This window comes from Marinobacter sp. C1S70 (genome assembly GCF_000475355.1).
Lineage (GTDB): Bacteria > Pseudomonadota > Gammaproteobacteria > Pseudomonadales > Oleiphilaceae > Marinobacter > Marinobacter nauticus.
The window spans coordinates 1-2,619 of the sequence record NZ_AXBW01000056.1 but is presented as its reverse complement, the minus strand read 5'-3'; the positions used below and the strand labels follow the sequence as shown (position 1 = coordinate 2,619).

At 61.8% G+C, this 2,619-nt stretch carries 2 protein-coding genes; both read left to right on the top strand.

The genetic code is table 11. From position 1 onward, the window contains the following. Positions 1-211 precede the first annotated feature (211 nt). Positions 212-1,756, top strand: coding sequence for an IS21 family transposase (gene istA, locus Q669_RS14260; RefSeq protein WP_011783958.1), 1,545 nt, complete (start codon positions 212-214; stop codon positions 1,754-1,756). Positions 1,757-1,770: 14 nt separating this feature from the next. After that, on the top strand, positions 1,771-2,526 hold the full coding sequence (gene istB / locus Q669_RS14255) for an IS21-like element helper ATPase IstB (protein WP_011783959.1): 756 nt from the start codon (positions 1,771-1,773) through the stop codon (positions 2,524-2,526). Positions 2,527-2,619: the final 93 nt, after the last annotated feature.

Genomic DNA, 2,619 nt, shown 5'->3' with positions numbered 1-2,619 from the left:
TGCATATTCCGGCCCATCGTGACCGCCCATTCCGTTTGAACGTGACCGCCTGTTCCGGTTGATCGTGACCGCTCACTCCGTTTTATCGTGACCGATTTCGGGCGTTTTTCCGGAATCACCGGTCACGTTCCTCCGGAATCACTGCCAACACGCTGGAATTCTTCAACTTTATCCGGCATACCCGTTTCTTTTTCATCACGAGGAAGGGCGGATGCCGGCAGCGAGGATTTCCATGCGACAGATCATCGAGGTCTTGCGCCTCAAGTACGAAGCGGGCCTGAGCCATGAGCGCATTGCCCGTGCCTGTGGGCTCTCCAAGGGCGTGGTCGGCAAGTATGTCAGCCTGGCCACTGCGCAGGGCATCACCTGGCCGTTGCCGGAAGGCACGGATGAAGTACGGTTAGAGGCTCAGCTGTTCCCGGCCAAGACACCCCCATCTCGATTTGCTGAACCCGACTACTTCCAGGTCCACCAGGAACTGAAGACCAAGGGCGTCACCCTGCAACTGCTCTGGGCCGAGTACGTGGAACGCCACGGCGACAAGGCCTATCGCTACAGCCAGTTCTGCCACCACTACCGGCTCTGGCGGGGACGGCAACGGCGCAGCATGCGCCAGGTCCATCGGGCAGGTGAGAAGGTCTTTATCGACTACTGCGGCCCTACGGTTCCGGTGGTGGACCGTAGCACCGGCGAGATGCGCAAGGCCCAGGTTTTTGTGGCCGTGTTGGGGGCGTCCAGCTACACCTTCGCCGAGGCCACCTGGAGCCAGTCCCTGCCGGACTGGATCGCCTCTCACCAGCGGATGCTGGCGTTCTATGGTGGCGTACCGGAACTACTGGTTCCGGACAACCTCAAGGCAGCGGTCACCAAAGCAGATCGGTACACGCCCCAGATCAACGAGACCTATGCGGAACTGGCGGCCCATTACCAGACGGCGGTACTGCCGGCACGCCCCTACAAGCCCAAGGACAAGGCAAAAGCGGAAGCCGGCGTGTTGCTGGTTGAACGCTGGATCCTGGCCCGGTTGCGGCATCAGACGTTCTTCTCACTGGCCGAGCTAAACGCAGCCATCGCCGGACTGTTACCGGCGCTGAACCAGCGTCCGTTCCAGGGGCGCTCCGAGAGCCGCCAGAGCCTGTTCGAAGCGCTGGACCGACCCGCGCTGAAGCCGCTGCCGGCAACGCCCTACGTCTACGCCGAGTGGCGCAAGGCACGACCGGGAATCGACTACCACATCGAGATCGACAAACGGCTGTACAGCGTGCCTCACGCACTCGTGGGCGTGAAGCTGGATGTTCGGGTTACCGATACGTCCGTAGAGGTCATGCACAAAGGCCAGCGGGTGGCTCTGCACCCTCGGCATGGCAAGGGCCGCTTCGTCACCTTGACCGAACACATGCCCAAGTCCCATCAGGCCCATCAGAACTGGTCGCCGGGGCGGTTCCTTAACTGGGCCACTGACATCGGTCCCGCCACGCTGGACGTGGTGCAGCGACAGCTCAAGGATCGCCCTCATCCAGAGCATGGTTACCGGTCATGCCTGGGTCTACTGAATCTGAGTCGCCGCTACAGCCGTGACCGTTTGGAGCAGGCTTGTAGCCGAGCACTGGCCATCAACTCGGCCAGCTATCAGAGCATCAGTTCAATCCTGAAGCAGGGGCTGGATCAGCTCCCGTTACCCCTGGCCGAGGAAGAACCGGAACTGGCCGATCTGCCTGTTCACACCAACGTTCGCGGTCCCCACTACTACCACTGATCCCGGAGAAACTGATGCTGACTCAAAACACCCTCGATACCTTGCGACAGCTCAAGCTGACCGGCATGTGCGATGCCCTGGAACAGCAGCGGGCACAGCCCGACACCCACGACCTGGCGTTCGAGGAACGCCTGGCCTTGCTGATCGACCGGGAGGTGCTACATCGTGAAAATCGCCGTCTGGATCGGCTGCTGAAGGCGGCCCGGTTGCGGGTCCCTGCCTGCGTGGAAGACGTCGATTACCGCCATCCACGGGGGCTGGAGCGCTCCCGTATGGCGGGGCTGGCCAGCTGTGACTGGATCCGCCAATCCCTGAACCTGTGCATCACCGGCCCGACCGGTTGCGGCAAGACCTGGCTGGCCTGCGCCCTGGGCAACCAGGCCTGCCGGCAGGGGCTCTCGGTTCGCTACTTGCGCGTGCCCCGGCTGTTCGAGCAGGTGCGCATCGCCCACGGCGATGGCAGCTACGCACGGCTGATGAACCAGTTGCTGAAGACCGACCTGCTGATCCTGGACGACTGGGGCATGCAGAAGGTGACGGCACAACAACGGCAAGACCTGATGGAAGTAATCGAAGACCGGCACGGGCGAGGCTCAACGCTCATCGCGAGCCAGTTACCAACCGAACACTGGCACGACTACATCGGCTCCGCCACGCTCGCCGACGCCATCCTGGACCGGCTCCTGCACGGTGCTCACCGACTCAATCTGAAGGGGGAATCACTGCGAAAAGCCAAAGCACAAAATACGGAATCAGTTGACCCATCGTGACCGCTCAGAGTACAAAACTGACTCCAGCGTGAGGGCCGTGTGCAAATCGGTCACGATCCCCGGAATGAACGGTCACGTTCGCCGGAATACGCA

Bases quoted from the DNA above. Each gene is read 5' to 3' on its own strand.
- istA (WP_011783958.1), top strand. From the start codon at position 212: ATGCCGGCAGCGAGGATTTCCATGCGACAGATCATCGAGGTCTTGCGC.
- istB (WP_011783959.1), top strand. From the start codon at position 1,771: ATGCTGACTCAAAACACCCTCGATACCTTGCGACAGCTCAAGCTGACC.